Raw genomic sequence first — 22,587 nt, 5'->3', positions numbered from 1 at the left:
CCAAGACAAGGAAGCCGCCCATGGCCGAACAGTTCAAGATCGTATTCGAAGGACAATTGCGAACGGGTGTGGAACTTGAAACGGCACGTCTGAATCTGGCGCAGCTGTTCAAGAGTGATGTATCGGCCATTGACCGGTTGTTCACCGGTCAGCCGGTCACCGTCAAGCGTGGCCTGACCCGCGATGATGCCCAGCGCTACCTCAAAGCGTTAAACGATGCCGGCGTTGAAGGGCGAATCGAATCCGAACAGCCGGTCGCCTGGACGCTGGAAGAAATTGAAGCGCCCGCCCCGGCACAACCCGCTGCCCAGCCCTCTTACCAGCCCGCCGCATCGCCCTACGCGCCACCCCGCTCATCGGTCACCCAAAACTGGCCGGCCGAGGGCGAGCTGAACGTGTTCACCGTTCAGGGCCGCATCGGCCGGTTGCGCTACCTGGCGTGGTCCATGGCGCTGGTCCTCGCCGCGATGGTATCGGCCGTGGTGGTCGTCAATGTGCTGAGCCTGTCGCTGGTGGCAGGCGGGCTGCTGGGCGCAATTCTGCTGCTGGCGTTCCTCGTCGTCAGCATCATGATGGGCGCACAGCGCCTGCACGACGCCGGCTGGTCGGCCTGGCTGCTGTTGCTCAACCTGGTGCCGTTCGTGGGCAGCTTCTTTCCGATCCTGATGTGCGTGGTGCCCGGCAATGCGGGGCCAAACCGCTACGGCGCGCCCCCCCCGAAGAACACCACTGGCGTGAAAATCCTTGCCACACTGTGGCTGCTGTTCCTGGCGCTGGTGTTTGTGGCAGGTTTGACGGGTGGCCTGCAGAAGGTCAAGAACACGGTAGAAGCCACCACCGACGAATATGAGCAGACGCTGCCGTATGACGATGACTCGGATGACGCCGCACAACCGGCCGCTCCGGTTGATCCCGCCGACGCCAGCGATTCGTCCGACAACGACGAAGACCAATAACTGACTGGCAGCAAGGATGCTGTCTCAACACTTGCAACACCTCATGGGAGAAATGCATGACCCGTTACGCCCTGGTCACAGGCGCATCCAGCGGCATTGGCCTGGCCTTGGCCGAAGCCCTGGCTCGCCGTGGCCGCAATCTGATTCTGGTCTCTCGCCACCGGGACATGCTGGAGAGTATTGCCATCGAGTTCACCCAGCGTTTTGGCGTCGAAGTGCTGTTTCGCGCCTGCGATCTGGGCGAGCCTTTGCGGCTGTCGGGGTTTCTGCTGGAGCTGGAAGAAGGCGAGCGGCAGATAGATCTGCTGGTCAATTGCGCCGGCATCGGCAACAGCGGCCCGTTTCTGGCGCAGGAGTGGGCGCAGGAGCAGGACCTGCTCGACCTGAACGTCCTGGCGCTGACTCGGCTCTGCCACACCGTCGGCAATCTGATGGCCGTGCAGGGCGGCGGCCAAATCCTCAATGTCGCCTCGATCATGGGTTTTCAGCCCGGTCCATGGATGGCCACCTATGCCGCCAGCAAAGCGTACGTGCTGCATTTTTCCGAGGCACTGCGTGAGGAACTGAAAAAGACCGGGGTGAAGATCTCGGTGCTCTGCCCGGGGCCGACCCGCACCTCGTTCTTCCGCACAGCGCAGTTGAACGCCGACAAGTTCACCAGTGACAAGACCCTGAGCGCCGAAGAGATCGCGCTGTACACCGTCCGGGCGCTGGACAAGAACCGGGCGATCATCGTGCCGGGCTGGCGCAACCGCTTCATGAGCCGCATGCCGCGCCTGACAGGACGCTGGATGACCCGCAAGATCTGGGGCTCGATGCTCAAGTCGCGCACCTCTGCCTGACCACCGTTGCGCAACAAACGGCTGGGCGTGGCCCTGCACGCTCAGTACACTCGCTCAACTGCCACTGAAACGGAGAAACAAGGCTGTGACTACTCTGTTCACCAAGATCATCAACCGGGAAATTCCGGCAAAGATCATCTACGAAGACGATCAAGTGCTGGCGTTTCACGACATTGCCCCGCAGGCGCCGATCCATTTTCTGGTCATCCCGAAGAAAGAGATCGCCACCCTCAACGACGTGACCGAAGAAGACAAGGGCCTGCTGGGCCACATCCTCTTCACCGCGCAGCGCCTGGCCAAGGAGCAGGGTTGCGAGGACGGTTTCCGCGTGGTGATGAACACCAATGAGAAAGGCGGACAGACCGTCTATCACATTCACATGCACGTACTGGGCAAGCGCCAGATGACCTGGCCGCCGGGCTGAGTCAGGCCTGCGAGCTTTTTCATCGACCCGCCGGGCGTCTATTACGCGCCTGGGCGGGTTGACGCAGCACAAGCCTCGTCACATTGATTGAGGTAGACTGGCCGCCGTGGATTTATCCGGAGGTGCCCATGGCTACCGAACGTCACTACTCCCCTATCGACCGTTTCCTTCTGCAGGCCGACGCTGCGATGAAGACGCTGCTGCCTGCCAGCGCGCATTCCCATCGCCCCTCGCCTGCCATCGTCAAGCCTGACACCAAGATGGACGAGACCGATACCCGGCACGTCGCCGGCCTCATGCGCATCAACCATACCGGTGAAGTCTGTGCCCAGGCGCTGTATCAGGGCCAGGCGCTGACCGCCAAGCTGCCTCACGTACGCAAGGCGATGGAACACGCCGCCGAAGAAGAAATCGACCATCTGGTGTGGTGCGAACAGCGCATCCGTCAGCTGGGCAGCCATACCAGCGTGCTCAACCCGCTGTTCTACGGCATGTCGTTCGGGATCGGCGCAGTGGCCGGCCTGATCAGTGACAAAGTCAGCCTGGGTTTTGTGGCTGCCACGGAAGATCAGGTCTGCAAGCACCTGAACGAGCACCTCGAGCAATTGCCGATCGAGGACGAGAAGTCCCGGGCGATTCTCGAACAGATGCGCACCGATGAAGAGCAGCACGCCGAAGGCGCGATCCAGGCCGGCGGATTCCGCTTCCCGGCGCCGGTCAAGTTCGGCATGAGCATGCTGGCCAAGGTGATGACCAAGAGTACCTACCGGATCTGACGATCAGGCTTGGTTGGCCCTTCGCCGTTTGGCGGGGCCATCGCGGAAAAACGCCTCCGTAGCAGCACGGCTTGCCGGCGGGCCGGTGTGTCAGACGGCACATTCGTCACAGATACACCGCCCCGCCGGCAAGCCGTGCTGCTACGGGGCTTGTGTCGATCAGCCCAGCTCGATGATTTCGTAATCGTGGGTGATTTCGACGCCCGCAGCGCCCAGCATGATCGAGGCCGAGCAGTATTTCTCGGCAGACAGCTCGATGGCGCGCTTGACCTGGGTTTCCTTCAGGCCAAGGCCCTTGACCACGAAGTGCAGGTGGATCTTGGTGAACACCTTGGGATCTTCGCTGGCGCGTTCGGCTTCCAGAAACGCCTCGCAGCTTTCGACCGGCTGGCGCGCCTTCTTCAGAATGCTGACGACGTCGAAGTTGCTGCAACCGCCAAGGCCGATCAGCACCATCTCCATGGGACGCACGCCCAGGTTGCGACCGCCGCTCTCGGGCGGGCCGTCCATCACGACCACATGGCCGCTGCCCGACTCGCCGAGGAACATGGCCTCACCCGCCCATTGAATACGCGCTTTCATCCCCAGGACTCCCCTGCTCAAATAACGATGCGTGAAAAAAGGCGGCCAGCTTAGCACAGGGTGGAGTTGTCGCTGAGTGTGTCCGGAGATGCCGAGAAGCGACACAAATGTAGGAATTTTCGGAAAAAATGGCGATTTGCCTCTCCCTCGGTGCGGTAAATGGGAAATACTGCCGATACCTATAAGAATGCCTCAGGGCGCAGTTTTTTACGGGATACAGCCATGGTTGCCATGACCCCTCCGAACAAAGCCAAACTGGCCGACAAGCTCTTGCCTCACGCCCAGCGTCGGCGCTGCCCGGCCAAGAGCAATATCCTCTGCGCGGGCGAAGAGTCCGAGTCGCTGTTTCTGATCATCAAGGGCTCGGTGACGATCCTGATCGAAGACAGCGACGGCCGCGAAATGATCGTCGCCTACCTCAATGCCGGGGATTTCTTCGGTGAACTGGGCCTGTTCCACCCGCCAAGCTCCGGCTCGCCGCGCAGCGCCTGGGTGCGCGCCAAGACCGAATGCGAAGTGGCGGAAATCACCTATGCCAAGTTCCGCGAGCTGAGCCAGCACGATCCCGAACTGCTCTACGCCATGGGCGGGCAGATGGCCGAGCGCCTGCGCAACACCACGCGCAAGGTCGGTGACCTGGCGTTTCTGGATGTCACCGGGCGCGTAGCCCGCAGCCTGCTCGACCTGTGCAAGCAGCCCGACGCCATGACTCACCCGGACGGCATGCAGATCAAGATCACCCGCCAGGAAATCGGCCGGATCGTCGGTTGTTCGCGGGAAATGGTTGGGCGCGTGCTCAAATCGCTGGAAGAGCAAAAGCTGGTGCACGTGCGCGGCAAGACCATGGTGGTCTTCGGTACCCGCTGACGTTCGTTACAGCTGAGCGAAACCTTTAGCGTAGCGCTCGGCCAAGCGGGTCAGGAAATCCGCCGCGGCGAACTGCTCGTGCAAGGCGATATGGCTGTCGGCGCGGCAGCGTTGCGGCAGATCGCACATCTGATTGAAGCGGTTGACCGCATTGACCATCTCCGCCCGTTCGTTATCCAGCAGCATGGCGCCATGGACCAGCACCACCGGGCGCTTGCCGCCCTGGCTCTGGCGCCAGCGCTGGGCCGTCCCGACCATCTTGCGGCCGTCTAGATTGACGTTGAAGCGCCCATCGCAGAACGCGCCCTCGACTTCGCCCAACGACGCCGCCCCGCCCAGCTCACCCAAGACATCGAGCATGGGCTGACACAGACGCAGGTAGGCGTTTTCGATGCGATCGCGATCAGGTTCGGATGCGGGCTGAACGTAGACCAGTGCGACGTTCACGGTCGCGGGGGATTGAGGCACCGGCTCGCCGCCGCTCTCGCGCAACAGCACCGGCCAACCGATTTCAGAGAGGGTCTCGCTGGCTTCAGTGAAACCTGCCAGTCGGCTCAGGCGGCGCGGCATCACCAGCGCGTGATCGTTGGGGCGCCAGAACAGCAGGCCGTGGTCGGCATCGCCGGCACAGACAGCGGCCAGCAGATCCTGCTCGGCCTTGAGGCCGGATTCGACGCAGATGTCGATAACCTGGGTGTTCATGCGCAGTCCTCAATGCATTCACCGCCCCGTAGCAGCACGGCTTGCCGGCGGGGCGGTGTATCTGTGACGAAGATGTCGCCTGACACAACGCCCCGCCGGCAAGCCGTGCTGCTACGGGGCATCAGAGCATCAATCCAGCGTATTGCCCTTGATCGCCGCCGCGCCCTTCTCCGGGAAGAACAGGCGCTGCAGTTCCACACCTGGCTTCTCGGCGCGCATGAAGGCTTCGCCGACCAGGAAGGAATACACCTCGTTGATTTCCATCAGCTCGACGTCGGCGCGGTTGAGAATGCCGCTTTCGGTGATGACCAGACGATCGCGCGGGATGCGCGGCAGCAGGTCCAGCGTGGTCTCAAGGCTCACATCGAAGGTGTGCAGGTTGCGATTGTTGACGCCTACCAGCGGCGTGTCGAGGGTCTTGAGTGCGCGCTCCAGCTCGTCGCCGTCGTGCACTTCGACCAGCACGTCCAGGCCGACGCCCTTGGCGACCGACGCCAGCTCGGCCATCTGCACGTCGTCCAGCGCGGAGACGATCAGCAGAATGCAGTCAGCCCCCAGTGCGCGCGCTTCGACGATCTGATACGGATCGATCATGAAGTCTTTGCGAATCACCGGCAGCGAACAGGCGCTGCGGGCTTCTTTCAAGTACGCATCGGCGCCCTGGAAGAAGTCGATGTCGGTCAGCACCGACAGGCAGGTCGCGCCGCCCGCTTCATAGCTCTTGGCGATTTCGCCAGGCTGGAAGTTCTCGCGAATCACGCCCTTGCTCGGCGAGGCCTTCTTGATTTCAGCGATGACCGCTGCCTGCTTGCGCTTGGCCTGCTCGATCAGCGCCTGGGCGAAGCCACGCGGAGCATCGGCGCTGCTGACCAGGGTTTCGAGTTCAGACAGGCTGACACTGGCACGGCGCGCCGCGACTTCCTCGGCCTTGCGGGCCAGAATCTTTTCCAGAACCGTCGGCACACTCATCCTTCATTCTCCTGTTTGAATACGGCGGTGAAGGCGCCCAGCTCCTCCAGTTTTTCACGCGCAAGGCCGGTATGCAGCGCATCGTGGGCCAGTTCCACGCCTTCTTTCAGCGACGAGGCATGGTCTGCAGCATAGAGCGCAGCACCGGCGTTGAGCACGATCATCTCGGCGGCCTTCTGACCGTTCTCGGTCTTGCGCCGGCCCAGGGCATCACGAATCAGCTCCAGCGACTGCTGCGGGCTGTCGACCACCAGACCAAACAGGCTCTGGCTCTTCATGCCCAGGTCTTCCGGCTGCACCCAATATTCGGTGACTTCGTCGTTCTTCAGCTCGGCGACGAAGGTCGGCGCGGCGAGGCTGAATTCGTCCAGGCCATCCTGAGAGTGCACCACCAGCACATGCTTGCTGCCCAGCCGGCGCAGTACTTCGGCCAGCGGGCGGCACAGCGCCTGATTGAACACGCCGACCACCTGATGCTTGACGCCAGCCGGGTTGGTCAGCGGGCCCAGCATGTTGAACAGGGTACGCAGCCCCAGTTCCTTGCGCGGCCCTGCGGCGTGCTTCATCGCCTGATGATGAGTCTGGGCGAACATGAAGCCGATGCCGACGCTGTCGATGCAGCGCGCGACTTGCACCGGTGTCAGGTTCAGATAAACACCTGCCGCTTCCAGCAGGTCGGCACTGCCGCTCTTGCCCGACACCGCGCGGTTGCCGTGCTTGGCCACGGTGCAGCCCGCTGCCGAAATCACCAGCGACGCCGCCGTGGAAACGTTGAAGATGTTCGCGCCGTCACCGCCGGTGCCGACGATGTCGACCACGCGATCCAGCGACTGCAGCTCGACCTGCCCCGCCAGCTCGCGCATGACCGACACCGCACCGACGATCTCGTCGATGGTTTCGCTCTTCATGCGCATGCCCATCAGGAAGGCGCCGATCTGCGCCTGGGTGCACTGGCCGGTCATGATTTCGCGCATGACGTCGCGCATTTCATCGGTGGTCAGGTCCAGTTGATTCACAACCCGGGCCAGCGCCGTTTTGATATCCATTGCCATAACGAAGTGTCCTTAACCCTGACGAGTGCCGCCGGTCTGCTTGAGGAAGTTGGCGAACAGCTCGTGGCCCTGCTCGGAGAGAATCGACTCGGGGTGGAACTGCACGCCCTCGACGTTCAGCGTCTTGTGGCGCAGGCCCATGATCTCGTCGACGGAGCCGTCTTCAAGCTGGGTCCAGGCGGTCACTTCCAGGCAGTCGGGCAGGGTTTCGCGCTTGACCACCAGCGAGTGGTAGCGGGTAACGGTGAGCGGATGTTTCAGGCCTTCAAACACGCCTTTGTCTTCGTGGATCAGGTCGCTGGTCTTGCCGTGCATGACCTGACGCGCGCGCACTACATCGCCGCCGAACGCCTGGCCGATGGACTGATGGCCCAGGCAAACGCCCAACACCGGCAGCTTGCCGGCGAAGTGCTTGATCACATCGATCGACACGCCCGCCTCGTTCGGCGTGCAGGGGCCTGGCGAAACCACGATGCGCTCGGGGTTGAGGGCTTCGATTTCGGCGACGGTCATTTCGTCGTTGCGGATCACTTTAACGTCGGCGCCCAGTTCGCCCAGGTACTGCACGACGTTATAGGTAAAAGAGTCGTAGTTATCGATCATCAGCAGCATGGTGTGCTTAACCTCTTGAAATCACTGACCTTATTCAAGCCTCTGGAAATCCGTGCCCGCTTGTTCGAGCCTCTGCGCGGTGCAGGGCTTGCGGGATGGAGCTCGTCTTCGAGGCAGGGTGTTGCAGGGCCGGGCGATGCCGGCAGGAGAAAGAGTCAGGCGCGCCAACGCCAGCGGGCGTGGGCCTTGATAACGCGCATCAAGAGTTTGCTGACAATTGTCACGGGAGGGGTCTCATCTATATGTTCCGGGACATTAGCGTACCGAACCTGGCGAAGCAACCGCATTCTACGATAGAAAAACCCCACTGGATGCAATCAGAACGGCGTGTATTCCCCGGATCAGCCCGACGTCAGCCGCTGGATACGGGCCCGCAGGCGCGGCGTGACGAAGTCCAGGAAGGCGCGCAGCTTCAAAGGCAGCGGCGTCTGCCCCCGGTGCACCAGGCTGACGGGCAACGGCGCAGACTCGAAGCGCTCCAGCACGATACGCAACCGGTTGTCGCGAACCGCCTCAGCGACCTGATACGACAGCACGCGAATCAGCCCGACACCCAACGCACAGGCGTCGATGGCCGCTTCGGCAGTATTGACCGCCAGCCGTGAACGCACCGCCACCGAACGCTCGCCCTTGCCCGTGCCGAACACCCAGGCGCGTCGGGATTCGAGGACCTCGAAGGTGATGCAGTCATGCCCGGCCAGTTGCTCCGGAGCCAGGGGCTCTCCCCGCTCGGCGAGGTAGCCGGGGCTGGCACATACCACCCGCCGCACGCTGCCTACGCTGGTCGCCATCTGCGAGCTGTCCGGCAACTCGCCGATGCGCAGCGCGACGTCGCTGTTTCCTCCATCAGGTGCACCACGCGATCGGTGAGCGTGAGGCTGACAGTGATCTGCGGGTACTGCGCGAGAAATTCGGCCAGCACCGGCACCACATGCAGACGCCCGAACACCACCGGCGCGGTGACCACCAGTTCGCCCCTGGGCGCGGCATACTCGCCGGTCGCCGCACGCTCGGCTTCTTCGATGTCCTGAAGAATCCGCCGGCATGCGGCCAGATACGAACTTCCCGCTTCGGTCAGCGAAAGCTGCCGGGTGGTGCGATGCAACAGGCGGGTGTTCAGATGCGCTTCCAACTCCGCGACCTTGCGGCTCACCGTCGCCAGCGGCGTACCCAACTGCCGGGCGGCGGCTGAGAGGCTGCCGGATTCGGCCACCGTGACGAATCGGGATCGCCGCGGCGATGCTGCTTCCCAAAGGCGTGCCGACCACCGACCTTTCCTACGGACGTCTGCTGACTTCACTCTGGCCACTGATGCGGGACAACCGGCCGATTCGTCAGTCGATGATCGTGCAGGCACTGTTGTGGGCGTGCTTCAACGCCTTCTGGGTCAACCTCGCCGCTCTGCTGGCCGAAGGTCCGTGGCACTTGAGCAGCGCCTGGGCAGGAGGTTTCGGCATCATCGGCGCGGCGGGCGCGCTGGCCGCGTCGCTGGGCGGCCGGGCATCTGACCGACTAGGGGCGCGCGCGGTCATCGGCGCCAGCATCGGCATTGTCACGCTGTCCTTCCTGCTGCTGGCTGGCGCAAACACCTCGCTGATCTATCTGGTGCTCGGCGTCATCGTGCTGGACATTGGCGTGCAGGCGGGCCTGGTCGCCAACCAGACGCGGGCCTTCGCGGTCGATCCCAAAGCCCAAGGCCGGATCAACAGCCTTTTACGTTGTGCAGGCCGCGTGTTTTTCCGCACAAAACCCATCCTGGATGACACAGGACATGGCGCTGTGTGTCATGACTGCTACCTTCTCGTACACAAATAACAAGACAAGAAGGGATTTCTCAATGTTCAAAACACCCCTGCGCGGTTCGTTTGCGGCCTGCCTGCTGGGCCTCGCCTGCTCCTCGGCGCTGGCCGCCTCCTCCCCTTACTCGACGATGATCGTATTCGGCGACAGCCTGGCCGACGCCGGCCAGTTCCCCGATGCCGGCGGCCCGGTGGGCGCTACGCTGCGCTTCACCAACCGCGTCGGGCCGACCTACCTGAACGGCAGCGGCGAAGTGTTCGGCCTGAACTCGTCGACTTTGCTCGGCAGCATGCTGGGCGTCGCGCCAGGCGACCTGCAGGCCTCGACGTCTCCCGTACGCGCCGCGTTGGGCCTGGCCGATGGCAACAACTGGGCGGTGGGCGGGGATCGAACCGATCAGATCCTGGCCGCGATCACCCGCCAGTCGCAAGTGGCCAACACCGACACCACGACCGGCGTGACCACGGTTTTCCGCACGCGCCCGGGGTATCTGGTAGGGACCGGTTTTCGCGCCGATCCCAACGCGCTCTATTACCTGACCGGTGGCGGTAACGATTTCCTGCAGGGCCGCGTGCTCAGTGCAGGCCAAGCGGTGGCCGCCGCAAACAACCTCGCCGACAGCGCGCAGGTGCTGTCTCAGGCGGGCGCGCGTTACATCATGGTCTGGCTGCTCCCGGACATCGGCCAGACGCCAGCGGTGTTCGGCACGCCGCTGCAAACCCCGTCGACACTGCTCAGCGGCGTGTTCAATCAGCAACTGGTCAGCCGCCTGGGCCAGATCGACGCCGAGGTCATTCCACTCAATGTCCCGGGCCTGGTGCGCGAAGTGCTCGATGACCCGGCGCGTTATGGGCTAGCCGCCGATCAGAATCTGGTCGGCACTTGTTTCAGTGGCAACAGCTGCACCGCCAACAGCGTGTACGGCATCGGCGGCCTGACGCCCGACCCGACCAAGCTGCTGTTCAACGACGGCGTTCACCCCACCGTGGCCGGCCAGCGGCTGATCGCCGACTACGGCTATTCGATTCTCTCGGCGCCATGGGAAATCAGCCTGCTGCCGGAAATGGCCAACGGCACCCTGCGCGCCCAGCAGGATGAACTGCGCAGCCAGTGGCTGGCGGACTGGGGCAATTGGCAAGGCGTCGGCCAATGGCGGGCAATCGTCGCCGGCGGCGGTCAGAAAATGGACTTCGACGCGCAAGGCAATTCCGCGAGCGCCGACGGCCACGGCTACAACCTCACCGTGGGTGGCAGCTACCGGTTTGCCGAAGACTGGCGCGCCGGTCTGGTGGCCGGTGCCTATCGACAGACCCTGGAGGCCGGCCCCCGGGATTCGGACTACAAGCTCAACAGCTACATCGCCACCGCGTTCGTGCAGTTTCAGGCCGAGCATCTGTGGGCAGACCTCGCAGCCTCGGGCGGACGACTGGACTACGACCACCTGAAACGCAAATTCGCCCTGGGCGTGAGCGAAGGCGCGGAAAAAGGCGATACCGACGGCGACCTCTGGGCCGTCAGTGGCCGGCTGGGTTACGACCTCGCCGGGCAAACCAGTCGCTGGCACGTCTCGCCGTTCATCAGCGCGGATTACTCGCACATCAACGTGGACGGCTATTCGGAAAACAGCACCCGTGCCACGGCGCTCAGCTATGACGACCAGACTCGTCGCTCGAAACGCCTCGGCGCAGGCCTGCAAGGCAAGTTCGACCTCACGCCGCAGACTCAAGTGTTCGGCGAAATCGCCCACGAGCGCGAGTTCGAAACGGATCAGCAGGACGTGACCATGGCCTTGAACAGCGTGCCGGGGGTGAATTTCACGTTGGAGGGATATGAGCCGCAACGCAGTCTGAACCGGGCCAGCGTGGGCCTGAGCCAGAAACTGGCACCGGATTTGACCCTGCACGCCGGCTACAACTGGCGCAAGAACGATGACGTGACGCAGCAAGGGGTGAATGTGGCGTTAAGTATGGATTTCTAGTGCCACAAAAAACGGCGCCATCGGCGCCGTTCCTGTGGATAAAACCCGATCACGCCTCTGGCGTCTGCTCCGCCAGGGCCACCGCGCGGAACATCGCGCGGCGTTTGTTGATGGTTTCTTCCCACTCCAGCGCCGGCACCGAGTCGGCAACGATGCCGCCACCGGCCTGAACGTGCAGTTCGCCGTTCTTGATCACTGCGGTGCGGATGGCAATCGCGGTGTCCATGTTGCCGTTCCACGCCAGGTAACCCACCGCTCCGCCGTAGACGCCGCGCTTGACCGGCTCCAGTTCGTCGATGATTTCCATCGCGCGAATCTTCGGCGCGCCGGACAAGGTGCCCGCCGGCAGAATCGCCCGCAGCGCGTCCATCGCCGTCAGGCCGCTTTTCAGTTGGCCGGTAACGTTGGAGACGATGTGCATCACGTTGGAATAACGCTCGATGACCATTTTCTCGGTCAGTTTCACCGAGCCGATTTCCGAGACGCGGCCCGTGTCGTTGCGGCCCAGGTCGATGAGCATCAAGTGCTCGGCGATTTCCTTGTCGTCGGACAGCAGGTCGACTTCCAGCGCATGGTCCGCTTCTTCGGTCGCGCCACGCGGGCGGGTGCCGGCGATCGGACGCACGGTGATCAGGTTGTCTTCGACGCGCACCAGCACTTCCGGCGAGCTGCCGACGACGTGGAAGTCGCCGAAGTTGAAGAAGTACATGTACGGCGTCGGGTTGAAGCAGCGCAGCGCGCGATACAGATCGATGGGCGCGGCCTTGAAGTCGATCGACATACGCTGCGACGGCACCACTTGCATGCAGTCGCCCGCCAGGATGTATTCCTTGATGGTGTCGACGGCTTTTTCGTAGTCGTCCTGGGTGAAGCTGGAGCGGAACTTGGGCTCGGCGGCTTGCGGACGGGTCAGGTCCAGGCCGCGACGCGGGGTGATCGGCTGACGCAGTTTCTCCATCAGCTCTTCCAGACGCGCCAGGCCGCTTTCATACGCTTCAGGCTGCGACGGGTCGACCAGCACGATGGCGTGCATCTTGCCCGCCAGGTTGTCGAACACCACCACGGCGTCAGAGACCATCAGCAGAATGTCCGGCACGCCCAGCGGATCCGGGTTCGGACATTTGCCCAAACGCGGCTCGACATAGCGCACGCAGTCATAGCCGAAGTAGCCCACCAGGCCGCCATTGAACCGCGGCAGGCCCGCCACGGTCGGCACGTTGTAGCGCGCCTTGAAGGTCTCGACGAAAGCCAACGGATCTTCAACGTCCTGCCGCTCGGTCTCGACACCGTCGTGGGTCACACTGATCGTGTGGTCGTGCACGCGCAAAACGGTGCGGCACGGCAGGCCGATCATCGAATAACGACCCCATTTCTCGCCGCCCTGCACCGACTCCAGCAAGTAGGAGTTCGGCTCGTCGGCGAGTTTCAGGTAGATCGACAGCGGCGTGTCGAAGTCAGCCAGGGTTTCGATGGCAAGGGGGATGCGGTTGTAGCCTTCGGCGGCCAAACGCAGGAATTCTTCGCGGGTCATGATCTGCCTCGTGGTCTGAGGGTAAAACGGTCAGGTATGCAAACGCGCCGCACAGGCGGCCAGATTCAAGTCAGGCGCGCCAACGCCAACGGGCCAGGGCCTTGATGACTTTCATCCAGAGTTTGCGAGTGACCACCACGATGGAATCTCTAAAGGAGGGAGTTGCAACGTCGGGCAACGTTATCTCAGCCCCAAGATCTAAGCAACCGGGAATAAGCTTGCGCAGGTCATCGATCACCAGCGCCGGAGATTCTTCGGCAATCGGACGCCCGTGGTTGTAGCCGTAACTCAATGCCACACAGGCGACACCGGCCGCCTTGGCCGCCAGCACATCGTTGCGCGAATCGCCCACGAACAGCGACTGCGAGCCGGGCACACCGGCCATTTTCATCACGAAAAACAGCGCGGCCGGGTCGGGCTTCTGCTGCGGCAGCGTGTCGCCGCCGACGATCCAGCGGAAGAACCGCCCCAGCTTCATGTCGTCCAGCAGCGGCGCCACGAAGCGCTCGGGCTTGTTGGTGATCAGGGCCATTTCCACGCCCTGCTTCTGCAGCCACTTCAGGGTCTCACGCACGCCGGGGTAGACGCGGGTCAGCGAATGGTTGTCGCTGTAGGCTTCCATGAAGATCGCCAGCGCCTCTTCGGTGGACGCCTCGTCGACAGCGGCGTGATCCATGTCGCCGGCCAGTGCGCGACGCACCAGCACGCGCACACCGTTGCCGATCCAGTTGCGCACCCGCTCGATACCGGCGGGGTCGCGGCCCAGCGCAATCAGCGTTTTGTCGACAGCTGCGGCCAGATCCGGCACCGAGTCGATCAGCGTGCCGTCCAGATCGAACATGATCAGTCTGGGCAAGCGACCCGGAAACAGCTGCTCGAAGCCGCTCATCAACGCGCCTGCGCCAGTTCTGCACGCATTTTGTCGATGACTTCCTTGTAGTCCGGCGCGTTGAAGATCGCGGAACCGGCCACGAAGGTGTCGGCGCCAGCGGCGGCGATTTCGCGGATGTTGTTCACGTTCACGCCGCCGTCGATTTCCAGACGGATGTCACGCCCGGACGCATCGATCAGCGCACGGGCTTCACGCAGTTTGTTGAGGGTGCCGGGGATGAACTTCTGGCCGCCGAAGCCCGGGTTGACGCTCATGAGCAGGATCATATCGACCTTGTCCATGACGTATTCGAGCAGGTTCAAGGGCGTTGCCGGGTTGAACACCAGGCCCGACTTGCAGCCGGCTTCGCGGACCAGTTGCAGCGAGCGGTCGATGTGCTGGGTCGCTTCCGGGTGGAAGGTGATGTAGGTCGCGCCGGCCTCGACGAAGTCGCCGATGATGCGATCCACCGGGCTGACCATCAGGTGCACATCGATCGGCGCGGTGACGCCGTACTTGCGCAGCGCCGCGCAGACCATCGGGCCGATGGTCAGGTTGGGCACGTAGTGATTGTCCATGACGTCGAAGTGAACGATATCGGCGCCAGCGGCCAGGACATTGTCGACTTCCTGGCCCAGGCGGGCGAAATCGGCGGACAGAATCGACGGAGCAATAGCGAAGGGCTGCATGACGCACCTTTTTTGAGCGAAATCACGGTGGCGCGCATTGTACCCCAGGAGTTTGCAACGTGGTGTGTGCGGCCGATCAATCGGCCAACGCCCGCTCCTTCTGGCGCTCGGCTTTCGCCACAGGTTGAGGGGCGGCTTTCATATCCTTGGCAAAGGTCCCGTCCACCTCGCCCTTGAAGAAATTCTTGCCGTAGATCAAGAGGCACAGCACCACGCCAATCCCGAACGCCCAGCTCGCGCCCTTGATCGCCAGCACTGCGCCGATCACACCGGCGATGCCCAGGTCACGCTGACTGCGCGCTTCGAGTATGCCCAGGCGCACGCTGACGTAGCCCTGAATCAGCAGCGTCAGGGACAGCGCCACGCCCAGGATTGGCTGCACCAGGGTCACCACCGGCAACAGCAGCAGGCCGGTGTTGGTGCCCCAGCGGAACGAGCCCACGCCGCCGATGATCGACTGCATGGCCTTCGGCCCGCCCTTGAAGCGCTCGATCACCACCACCAGCATCGCCGCCCACTTCGGCCCGCACATGGCCACGTCAGGCCCGAAGATGCTCATGAAGGCGTTGCGTGCGCCGAAGATCAGGTGAGCGCGGTCCGGGTTGTAGTCGACCACTTCGTCAGTGCGGACCGTTTCTGCCTCATCGAGCAGCGATTTCGCACTCAACACGTCGCCAAACACGATGATGTACACCGCCAGCATGGTCGGCAGCGCCGAGATGAACATCGACAGCGGCGGCATGCCCAGGCCGAACACGGTGTAGTTGTTCCACAGCCCGGCGAAGTCCGGCTTGCTGATGCCCCACTGAATGGTCGGCCACGGCGCTTCGCCAAACAGCGGCGCGACGACAACGGCCAACAGGATGATCGGCAGGATGCCCAGCTTCGCAAAGTTCCACCAGAAACGGTTGCGCTGTTTCAGGTCGTTGAAGTGCTGGGAGAAGATCAGGTAGAACGCGATGCCCACGGCAATCGAGATGGTCCACGGCAGCACGTTGAACTTGCCGCCGACCTGGAACACCGCGATCACCGCACTCAAGCCGGCGCCGACGATGATCCCCGACTTGATCGCCGAGGGCACGTATTCGACCACCTTCTTCGCCATCCCGGTCATGCCCAGCGCTATGGAAAACACCCCGAGCATCAACTGGAAGGCAATCAAGGCGTGGACACGCTCCGGGCCCATCGGGAACTGCGCGCAGTAGGCCATCAGCAACGGCACAGCCGGGGTGATCCAGCCCGGCACGGTCGGGTCGCCGAGCAGATGGTGCGTGAGGTAGAGCAAGCCGTTGAGCATCACCACCGCCAGCGCCACTTCGAATGGCATGCCCAGCAATTCGGTCATCAGCGGGATCGCGGCCAGGTCCACGGCGCACATCAAAAGGCCTTGGAGGTAGTCCGGCATCTCGAACTTGTAGTGAATGAACGGCAGCCGCACCTTGAACGGGCCGAGCGGGATGTAGGGGCTTTCGCTCCGCGATTGGGGAGTGTTGGACATGGGGTGCACCTGTCTTATTGGTTTTATGTGTGGGTCGTGTCGCGGCGAACGCCCGAATACGGATCGGGCGCTCTGTCATTCAGGCATCAGTAGGCTGCGCGGTAGATTTTCTCGATGTCACCGGCAGTCAACTTGCGCGGGTTGTTGCGCATCAGGCGCTCGATCTTGCTGGCCTCTTCAGCCATGGCCGGGATGGCGTCTTCGGGCACATTGAAGCTGCGCAGGCCGGCGGGGATATCGACCGCAGCGCACAGATCGGCCATGGCCTTGACAGCCAGGTCGGCGGCGTCCTGATCGCTCAGGTCAGCCACGCGAACGCCCATGGCTTCGGCGATGTCGCGGAATTTTTCCACGCAGGCCATCTTGTTCCACTCCATCACATACGGCAGCAGCAAGGCATTGCTGACGCCGTGGGCGATGTTGAAACGCCCGCCCAGCGGATACGCCAGCGCATGCACCGCGCCCACGCCAGCGTTGCCGAACGACATCCCGCCCATCAGGCTGGCGGTGGCCATGTCTTCGCGCGCCTGCAGGTTGTTCGGGTTGGCGTAGGCCTTGGGCAGCGCCTTGGCAATCAGCTTGATGGCGCCCAGGGCGATGGCATCGGTGATGGGCGACGCATTGACCGACAGGTACGACTCCACCGCATGCACCAGCGCATCGACGCCACTGGCCGCCGTCACGCTGCGCGGGCAGGTCAGGGTCATGGCCGGGCTGACCAGCGCCACATCCGGCAGCAGGTAATCGCTGACGATGCCCTTTTTCAGCTGCGCCTCTTTGTCGGAGAAGATCGCCACGTTGGTCACTTCCGAGCCAGTGCCTGCCGTGGTCGGAATCGCGATCAGCGCCGGGCCCTTGCGCTTGACCAGATCGACGCCGAACAGCTCGGCCAGCGGGCCTTCATGCCCGGCATAGGCTGCAACGCCCTTGGCGATATCGATGGCGCTGCCGCCGCCTAGGCCGATCAGCCCGTCGTGGCCGCCTTCGCGATAGGCGCGGGTGCAGTCCTCGACGATGGCGATTTCGGGCTCGGGTTTGACCTGATCGAAAATGCCATAGCGGCGCCCACCCAGTTGCGCCAGCGCGAGGTCGACGGTGCCGGACTTGACCAGAATGGTGTCGGTGACGATCAGCGGGTTGTTGACGTTCAGGCGGGTCAGTTCAGCGGCCAGCTGCTCGATGGCGGCTTGCCCTGTGATCAGTTTGTTGGCGATTTTGAAGGCAGCGATGCTCATCGGGCTCGTCCTGTGTGCGTTGTTTTAGTGAGAGACGTGCAAGATGAGATAGCGAAAGCTGTGCCATAACGCGCAAAGCCTTCTGGTACAAGGCTTTGCGCGGATCACGCGCGATTTGCGAGGGTTTTGACCGGCCAGTCCCGATCCATTTTCTGATCGGTTTTGCGGCCCTTGATTGAAATCCTAATCAGAGCGTTCCCAGCGTTTCATCTTCTGCACCACGGTCGCCTGGCTCACGCCGAGCGCCTTGGCGGCCAGGCGAGTGGTCTTGTGCACCTGCAACGCGGCGCGGATCGCCGCGCGCTCGGCGTTCTCCAGCACCTTGCGCAGCGGCAGGCGGCTTTCGTCGATGTGCTGCGGGTTGAGGTTGAGGATTTCGTCGGGCAGGTCCAGCGCTTCGATGATGCCGGTCTGGTTGGTGACCACCAGCCGCTCGGTGATGTTGATCAGCTCACGGATGTTTCCCGGCCAGGCGTACTCGCACATCAGGTCCAGCGCTTCCAGGCTCCACTGCACCTGGCGCTCGTAGCGGGTGTTGAAGCTGTCGAGGTAATAGTTGAGCAGCGGCGGGATCTCCTCGCTGCGCTCACGCAGGGCCGGAATGCTGATCGGCACCACGTTGAGCCGGTAATACAGATCGGCACGAAACTTCCCTTCGACGACCAGCTGCTTGAGGTCGTGATGGGTGGCGCTGATGATGCGCACATCGACCTCTTTGAGCTCCAGCCCGCCCACCGGAATGAAGCGGTTTTCCTCAATCACCTTGAGCAACTTGACCTGCACCGGCAGCGGCAAGTCGCCGATCTCGTCGAGGAACAGCGTGCCGTTGTGCGCCAGCTCCAGCAGCCCGCGCTTGCCTTTGGGGCCCGCGCCGGTAAAGGCACCGGGGGCATAGCCGAACAGCTCGGCCTCGATCAGGTTCTCGGGCAGCGCGCCGCAGTTGAGCGCCAGAAACGGCTCTTTGGCCCTGGGGCTTGCGTTGTGAATGAACTGCGCGACCAGGGTCTTGCCGACCCCGGTTTCGCCCTGCAGCAGCACCTTCACTGAGCTGCCGGCCACTTGCCGGGCGAGAGCGAACACCCGCCCCGACACTTCCTGATCGGCCATCAACGGCGAATGCAGCAGGTTGTCGCGCTGCCCGGCGTGCAATTTGGCCGTGCTGTTGCGCAGTTGCTTGAGCTGCTGCAACTCGTCGCGCTCGTGCTTCATGCGCAGCAGTTCGGTCATGTCGCGCACTGTGCTGACGACGTAGGACACCCGGTGTTCCGCATCGAGAATGGGCGTTGCGCTGACCAGCAGTTTCTTGCCCTGGCTCAGGCTCTGCATCACCGACACCGGCCGACCTTCCTGCAGCACCCGCAACGACGCGGATTGCGAAATGACGCCTTCCTTGACCAGCGCCTGCATCGAACGGCCGATCAGATCGGCACCACTCAAACCGGTGAGGCGTTCGTAAGCGTGATTGACCTTGAGCGTCGTGCCGTTGCCATCGGTGATGTACACGCCGTCGTGCAGGGCGTTGAGCAGTTCTTCGAAACTGGCGTCGTTGACGTTCACCGAGGGGCTCCGGAGCGGGGTGGGGAGCGGTGAAGTTTAAACGCTAAGGTGGGGGTTTGAGAGGCGACGATGGTCTGCAGGACTACCAACAACCCTTGTGGGAGTGAGCTTGCTCGCGAATGCGGTCTATCAGTCAAAACTGCATCGTCTGATCTGGCGCATTCGCGAGCAAGCTCACTCCCACAGAATCGGCAGAGCCTACTCCACCACCGCCGTACGCAACTTCTCGCTACGCCCGCGCAGCCACTCCAGCACCAGCAGCAGGATCACCGAGAAGGCCACCAGCAAGGTGGCCGCCGCCGCGATGGTGGGGCTGAGGTTTTCGCGGATGCCGCTGAACATCTGCCGAGGCAACGTGGCCTGTTCGGGGCCGGCGAGGAACAGGGTCACCACCACTTCGTCGAACGAGGTGGCGAAGGCGAACAGCGCGCCGGAAATCACCCCCGGCGCAATCAGTGGCAGCGTCACCCGGCGGAACGTGGTCACCGGCGAGGCACCCAGGCTGGCTGCAGCACGCACCAGGTTGTAGTTGAAACCCTGCAGCGTGGCTGACACGGTGATGATCACGAACGGCACACCCAGCACCGCATGCACCAGGATCAGCGAGGTGTAGCTGTTGCCCAGCCCCAGCGGGGCGAAAAACAGGTAACTGGCCACACCGATGATCACCACCGGCACCACCATCGGCGAGATCACCAACGCCATCACCAGCGATTTGCCGGGGAAGTTGCTGCGGGTCAGACCAATGGCCGCCAGCGTACCGAAGCCCATGGCCAGCACCGTGGCCGCCGGGGCGACGATCAGGCTGTTCTTCAGCGAGCGCATCCACTCCGCCGAGTTGAAGAAATCCTGGTACCAGTGCAGCGAGAAGCCCTGCAGCGGGTAGACCAGAAAGCTGCCCGAGTTGAACGACAGCGGCACGATCACCAGCACCGGCAGCACCAGGAACAACAGAATCAGCGCGCAGAGGATGCGCAGCGTGTAATGCCAGACCCGCTCGATGGGCGAGGAATAAGGACTCAACATGTTTCTCTCCTCAGCTCAGACGCAGGCGGCTGGCGCCGACCAGCCAGCTATAGATCAGGTACAGGACCACGGTCGCCAGCAGCAACAGGCCGCCCAGCGCGGTGGCCATGCCCCAGTTGATGCTGGTGTTGGTGTAGAACGCCACGAAGTAGCTGACCATCTGATCGTTCGGGCTGCCCAGCAGCGCCGGGGTGATGTAGTAACCGATGGCAAGGATGAACACCAGCAGGCAACCGGCGCCGACACCGGCGTAGGTCTGCGGGAAGTACACCCGCCAGAAGCTGGCAAAGGGGTTGCAGCCCAACGAAATCGCCGCCCGCATGTAGGTCGGCGAGATGCCTTTCATCACGCTGTAGATCGGCAGAATCATGAACGGCAGCATGATGTGCACCATCGAGATGTACACGCCGACCCGGTTGAACACCAGTTCCAGCGGCTTGTCGATGATGCCCATGGCCATCAGTGCACCGTTGATCAGGCCACCCGATTGCAGCAACACGATCCATGCGGCGACCCGCACCAGAATCGAGGTCCAGAACGGCAGCAGCACCAGAATCATCAGCAGGTTGCTCTGGCGTGCAGGCAGGTTTGCCAGCAGATAGGCCAGCGGATAGGCGAGGAACAGGCAGATCAAGGTGATCACCAGGCCCATCCAGAACGTACGGGCGAAGACGTCGATGTAGATCGCCTGATCCGGGGTCGCGGGGGCCAGCTCACCGAGGTCATCGATGCGATGGTCGACCGCGGCCAACAGGTAATAGGGGGTGAAGCTCGAAGTGTTGCGACGCACGGCCTGCCAGTACGCCGGGTCACCCCAACGTTCGTCGATGGCTTCCAGCGCCTCTTTGTAGGAAGCAGGTTCTTCCTTGAATGGCAGCGCGCGGGCGGTTTTCGCCAGCAGGCTGCGATAACCGGCCAGCTCCTGGTTCAGGCGCTTGGACAGATCGCCCAGGGTCTGGTTTTTGCGAGCGTCGGCCAAGTCCTGGCTTGCCGCCTTGTACACCGCTTCCGGTGGCAGGCCCTTGCCGTCCCATTTGTCGACTTCAACGACTGTGAGCGGCATGCCGCCGACCACTTCAGGGTTGCTCACGCTTTTGTAGAGCAGCGCCGCAATCGGCACCAGAAACACCAGCAGCAGGAAAATCGCCAATGGCGCGATCAACGCCTGAGCCTTCCAGCGGTTGACGCGCTCGGCACGGGCCAGGCGTTGCTTCAAGGTCGGGCTGGCGCCTTCAGTCAGGGGCACGGCGGTGGCCATAGCGAACTCCGAAATCTTTTTACAAAAGGTGCGGCTTTTTTCTCGATAAGAAACAGCACACACCCGGATCTGACACAAAAATGCGACGAGGACGGACACCGGTCCGTGGGAGCCGGCTTGCTGGCGAAAGCGTCAGGTCAGACGCCGCGATGTTGAATGAACCACCGCATTCGCCAGCAAGCCGGCTCCCACAAGTTTGCGGCTCGCAGGCTCGTACTGTTCAGACGCAAGCCGGCTCCCACAGGTCCGGGCCAAGCCGTTTACCGCAGGCTGCTTACTTGGCCGCCCAGGAGTTGAAACGCTGCTCCAGGTTTTCGCCGTTGTCGGTCCAGAAGCTCACGCTCAATTGCACCTGATCCTTGATGTTCTCAGGCGTGGTCGGCATGTTTTTCTGGTTGTCGGCGGTCAGCAGGCTGACAGCCTGGGAGTTGGCCGGGCCGTAGGCGATGTTCTCGGAGTAGGTCTTCTGCTGCTCAGGTTTGAGGGTGAAGGCCAGGAACTTCTTGGCTTCCTCGACGTTTTTCGCGCCCTTCGGAATGGCCCAGGAATCGAAGTCGTAGACGCCGCCGGCCCAGACGATTTTCAGGTTGCTTTCTTTCTGTACCGCAGCGATACGGCCGTTGTAGGCCGAGCTCATGACCACGTCACCCGATTGCAGGAATTGCGGCGGCTGGGCACCGGCTTCCCACCACTGGATGTTCGGCTTGAGCTCATCGAGCTTCTTGAACGCGCGGTCCTGGCCGTCTTTGCTGGCCAGCACTTTGTAGACGTCTTTTGGCGCAACGCCGTCAGCCATCAGGGCGAATTCCAAGGTGTACTTGGCGCCCTTGCGCAGGCCGCGCTTGCCCGGGAATTTCTTGGTGTCCCAGAAATCGGCCCAGCTGGTCGGTGCAGTTTTCAGCTTGTCGGCGTTGTAGGCCAGCACGGTCGACCAGACGAAGAAGCCCACGCCGCAAGTCTGGATCGCACCTGGTACGTAGTCTTCTTTCTTGCCCAGAATGGCCGGGTCGATCTCTTCGAACATGTCCTCGTCGCAACCGCGAGCCAGTTCAGGGGATTCGACTTCCACCAGGTCGTAAGTCACGCTCTTGGTGTCGACCATGGCTTTGACCTTGGCCATCTCACCGTTGTATTCGCCGGCAATGATCTTGCCGCTGCCTGCCTTTTCCCACGGGGCGTAGAAGGCCTTTTCCTGCGCGGCCTTGTTCGCACCACCGAAGGAAATGACAGTCAGATCGGCGGCCATGGCTTGCGCCGCGCACATCATGCCGACCGACAGGGCGGTGAGCTTCAATGTCTTGAGCATTTGTTTTTCTCTCCACGAACGATTTGGATAAGCGTTGGGGGCGATTTCTTTCGCCT

23 protein-coding genes are annotated in these 22,587 nt (G+C 62.6%); 7 read left to right on the top strand and 16 right to left on the bottom strand.

Annotated features, from left to right (window positions below):
* Positions 1 to 20 precede the first annotated feature (20 nt).
* The 4 genes from AC1MEK_RS16055 to coq7 all read left to right on the top strand — a co-directional run bounded on the left by AC1MEK_RS16055 (position 21) and on the right by coq7 (position 2,998).
* Positions 21 to 956: a DUF805 domain-containing protein gene (locus AC1MEK_RS16055; RefSeq protein WP_480397273.1), complete on the top strand. Its 936-nt coding sequence runs from the start codon at positions 21 to 23 to the stop codon at positions 954 to 956.
* Between the two features lie 56 nt (positions 957 to 1,012).
* Entirely contained in the window at positions 1,013 to 1,798 is a 786-nt protein-coding gene (locus AC1MEK_RS16050; protein WP_480397272.1) for an SDR family NAD(P)-dependent oxidoreductase, read from the top strand.
* A gap of 85 nt (positions 1,799 to 1,883) precedes the next feature.
* Positions 1,884 to 2,222, top strand: a complete 339-nt coding sequence (locus AC1MEK_RS16045) for a histidine triad nucleotide-binding protein (RefSeq protein WP_480397271.1) — start codon at positions 1,884 to 1,886, stop codon at positions 2,220 to 2,222.
* Positions 2,223 to 2,350: 128 nt separating this feature from the next.
* On the top strand, positions 2,351 to 2,998 hold the full coding sequence (gene coq7, locus AC1MEK_RS16040; protein WP_480397270.1) for a 2-polyprenyl-3-methyl-6-methoxy-1,4-benzoquinone monooxygenase: 648 nt from the start codon (positions 2,351 to 2,353) through the stop codon (positions 2,996 to 2,998).
* 159 nt (positions 2,999 to 3,157) lie between these two features.
* On the opposite strand, the gene AC1MEK_RS16035 is transcribed toward coq7, so the two are convergent.
* On the bottom strand, positions 3,158 to 3,580 hold the full coding sequence (locus AC1MEK_RS16035) for an OsmC family protein (protein WP_480397269.1): 423 nt from the start codon (positions 3,578 to 3,580) through the stop codon (positions 3,158 to 3,160).
* A gap of 222 nt (positions 3,581 to 3,802) precedes the next feature.
* Here AC1MEK_RS16035 and crp point away from each other — a divergent pair, with 222 nt between their 5' ends.
* Positions 3,803 to 4,447, top strand: coding sequence for a cAMP-activated global transcriptional regulator CRP (gene crp, locus AC1MEK_RS16030; protein ID WP_480397268.1), 645 nt, complete (start codon positions 3,803 to 3,805; stop codon positions 4,445 to 4,447).
* A gap of 6 nt (positions 4,448 to 4,453) precedes the next feature.
* On the opposite strand, the gene AC1MEK_RS16025 is transcribed toward crp, so the two are convergent.
* The 6 genes from AC1MEK_RS16025 to AC1MEK_RS16000 form a co-directional block, all read right to left on the bottom strand.
* Positions 4,454 to 5,149 (bottom strand): lipoate--protein ligase family protein, encoded by a 696-nt coding sequence (locus AC1MEK_RS16025; protein ID WP_480397267.1) that lies wholly within the window; start codon positions 5,147 to 5,149, stop codon positions 4,454 to 4,456.
* Positions 5,150 to 5,278: 129 nt separating this feature from the next.
* Entirely contained in the window at positions 5,279 to 6,118 is an 840-nt protein-coding gene (trpC, locus tag AC1MEK_RS16020; RefSeq protein WP_480397266.1) for an indole-3-glycerol phosphate synthase TrpC, read from the bottom strand.
* Positions 6,115 to 7,164, bottom strand: a complete 1,050-nt coding sequence (gene trpD, locus AC1MEK_RS16015; protein WP_480397283.1) for an anthranilate phosphoribosyltransferase — start codon at positions 7,162 to 7,164, stop codon at positions 6,115 to 6,117. The genes trpC and trpD overlap by 4 nt, the downstream gene beginning before the upstream one ends.
* 18 nt (positions 7,165 to 7,182) lie before the next feature.
* Positions 7,183 to 7,782 (bottom strand): aminodeoxychorismate/anthranilate synthase component II, encoded by a 600-nt coding sequence (locus AC1MEK_RS16010; RefSeq protein ID WP_480397265.1) that lies wholly within the window; start codon positions 7,780 to 7,782, stop codon positions 7,183 to 7,185.
* A 341-nt stretch (positions 7,783 to 8,123) separates the two neighbouring features.
* Positions 8,124 to 8,573, bottom strand: a complete 450-nt coding sequence (locus tag AC1MEK_RS16005; protein ID WP_480397264.1) for a LysR substrate-binding domain-containing protein — start codon at positions 8,571 to 8,573, stop codon at positions 8,124 to 8,126.
* Positions 8,558 to 8,995: a LysR family transcriptional regulator gene (locus AC1MEK_RS16000; protein WP_480397263.1), complete on the bottom strand. Its 438-nt coding sequence runs from the start codon at positions 8,993 to 8,995 to the stop codon at positions 8,558 to 8,560. The genes AC1MEK_RS16005 and AC1MEK_RS16000 overlap by 16 nt, the downstream gene beginning before the upstream one ends.
* A 26-nt stretch (positions 8,996 to 9,021) precedes the next feature.
* Between AC1MEK_RS16000 and AC1MEK_RS15995 the strand changes: the two genes are divergently transcribed.
* On the top strand, positions 9,022 to 9,597 hold the full coding sequence (locus tag AC1MEK_RS15995; protein ID WP_480397262.1) for an MFS transporter: 576 nt from the start codon (positions 9,022 to 9,024) through the stop codon (positions 9,595 to 9,597).
* Positions 9,598 to 9,619: 22 nt separating this feature from the next.
* Positions 9,620 to 11,560 carry an esterase EstP gene (gene estP / locus AC1MEK_RS15990; protein ID WP_480397261.1) on the top strand — a complete coding sequence of 647 codons (1,941 nt, stop codon included), beginning with the start codon at positions 9,620 to 9,622 and terminating at the stop codon, positions 11,558 to 11,560.
* Between the two features lie 49 nt (positions 11,561 to 11,609).
* Here estP and trpE read toward each other — a convergent pair whose 3' ends face one another.
* From trpE to AC1MEK_RS15945, 9 genes are all read right to left on the bottom strand, one after another.
* Positions 11,610 to 13,091 (bottom strand): anthranilate synthase component I, encoded by a 1,482-nt coding sequence (gene trpE / locus AC1MEK_RS15985; RefSeq protein ID WP_480397260.1) that lies wholly within the window; start codon positions 13,089 to 13,091, stop codon positions 11,610 to 11,612.
* 70 nt (positions 13,092 to 13,161) lie between these two features.
* Entirely contained in the window at positions 13,162 to 13,980 is an 819-nt protein-coding gene (locus tag AC1MEK_RS15980; protein WP_480397259.1) for a phosphoglycolate phosphatase, read from the bottom strand.
* On the bottom strand, positions 13,980 to 14,651 hold the full coding sequence (rpe, locus tag AC1MEK_RS15975) for a ribulose-phosphate 3-epimerase (protein WP_480397258.1): 672 nt from the start codon (positions 14,649 to 14,651) through the stop codon (positions 13,980 to 13,982). Before rpe ends, AC1MEK_RS15980 begins: the two co-directional genes overlap by 1 nt.
* A gap of 76 nt (positions 14,652 to 14,727) precedes the next feature.
* Positions 14,728 to 16,149, bottom strand: coding sequence for a hypothetical protein (locus AC1MEK_RS15970; protein ID WP_480397257.1), 1,422 nt, complete (start codon positions 16,147 to 16,149; stop codon positions 14,728 to 14,730).
* An 86-nt stretch (positions 16,150 to 16,235) separates the two neighbouring features.
* Positions 16,236 to 17,384, bottom strand: coding sequence for an iron-containing alcohol dehydrogenase (locus tag AC1MEK_RS15965; RefSeq protein ID WP_480397256.1), 1,149 nt, complete (start codon positions 17,382 to 17,384; stop codon positions 16,236 to 16,238).
* A 183-nt stretch (positions 17,385 to 17,567) separates the two neighbouring features.
* Positions 17,568 to 18,941, bottom strand: a complete 1,374-nt coding sequence (locus AC1MEK_RS15960) for a sigma-54 interaction domain-containing protein (protein WP_480397255.1) — start codon at positions 18,939 to 18,941, stop codon at positions 17,568 to 17,570.
* Positions 18,942 to 19,139: 198 nt separating this feature from the next.
* Positions 19,140 to 19,967, bottom strand: a complete 828-nt coding sequence (locus tag AC1MEK_RS15955; protein ID WP_480397254.1) for an ABC transporter permease — start codon at positions 19,965 to 19,967, stop codon at positions 19,140 to 19,142.
* Positions 19,968 to 19,977: 10 nt separating this feature from the next.
* Complete coding sequence (locus tag AC1MEK_RS15950; protein ID WP_480397253.1) at positions 19,978 to 21,225, bottom strand: ABC transporter permease; 1,248 nt, start codon at positions 21,223 to 21,225, stop codon at positions 19,978 to 19,980.
* Positions 21,226 to 21,499: 274 nt separating this feature from the next.
* The gene (locus AC1MEK_RS15945; protein WP_480397252.1) at positions 21,500 to 22,531 is read right to left on the bottom strand and encodes an ABC transporter substrate-binding protein; all 1,032 of its coding nucleotides are present in this window, start codon (positions 22,529 to 22,531) and stop codon (positions 21,500 to 21,502) included.
* Between the last annotated feature and the right edge of the window lie 56 nt (positions 22,532 to 22,587).

It is taken from the genome of Pseudomonas sp. 2 (genome assembly GCF_056627435.1).
This window is presented reverse-complemented; position numbering and strand designations above follow the sequence as displayed.